The organism is Imhoffiella purpurea, assembly GCF_000585215.1.
Taxonomy (GTDB): Bacteria; Pseudomonadota; Gammaproteobacteria; order Chromatiales; family Chromatiaceae; genus Imhoffiella; species Imhoffiella purpurea.
The window spans coordinates 1-523 of the sequence record NZ_AONC01000146.1 but is presented as its reverse complement, the minus strand read 5'-3'; the positions used below and the strand labels follow the sequence as shown (position 1 = coordinate 523).

The window sequence follows — 523 nt, the reverse complement described above, 5'->3', positions numbered from 1 at the left end:
ATCGATTCGAGTGTTACTGCCAAATCGGGTAGTGTTTTAAATCTCAGTTCGATCGCTCTTGATGGAACGGATCTCTATGCCTATAGCGGTGCGACGCTAAGCACGGCGGTTAATTCTTGGAGTGGCCGAGGCCATAACGATTATAGCTATAGAAATTTCGCGGCATCTGGTTCGGAGAGCCTTCTCGATTTAAGCACGATCGAGACAGTTCGGCGTAATTATGTGGGTACAGCTGCCTTGCAAATTTCCGCTAGCGATGGCGGTTATGTGAATCTTTCGGGTCTTACGCAGTTTAAGGATTATTCCGATTCGCGGGTGGGCGGTGAGATCAGCATCAGCGTCGATGGCAGTGGCAGTGTGGTCGATATCAGCAAGGTCACGGCTCTTAAGAAGTCATCCCTGTCTGTTGGGGATGGGGGGCAAATCGATTTCAGCTCGCTCGAGAGTTTGATCGATTCGAGTGTTACTGCCAAATCGGGTAGTGTTTTAAATCTCAGTTCGATCGCTCTTGATGGAACGGATC

The 523-nt window shown here is 49.3% G+C and carries 1 protein-coding gene; it reads left to right on the top strand.

The features are described 5' to 3' along the window. A partial coding sequence (locus D779_RS22560) for a hypothetical protein (RefSeq protein ID WP_157726505.1) occupies positions 1–523 on the top strand: 523 nt, incomplete at both ends.